At 64.5% G+C, this 234-nt stretch carries 1 protein-coding gene; it reads left to right on the top strand.

All coding sequences use genetic code 11. From position 1 onward, the window contains the following. The coding region (locus AC0IYH_RS34090; protein WP_471838910.1) for a beta-galactosidase trimerization domain-containing protein at nucleotides 1–234 on the top strand (234 nt) is incomplete at both ends.

Raw genomic sequence — 234 nt, 5'->3', positions numbered from 1 at the left:
ACCGCGCTCAGCGCCTTCGACTCGTTCAAGCCGGACGGTGGCGTCGACTACAATCAGGTGCTGCGGCCGTTCTACGATGCGCTGTATCGGATGAACGTGGAGGTCGACATCCTGTCGCCGGACTCCACCGCAAAGCTGGACGACTACAAGCTGATCGTGGTGCCCGCCCTCTACGCGGCCAGCGATGCCGAGATCGGCCGGCTGAACGACTTCGCCAAGCGCCTGCTCGCCGAG

Source organism: Pseudomonas sp. AC463 (assembly GCF_979253585.1).
This window is presented reverse-complemented; position numbering and strand designations above follow the sequence as displayed.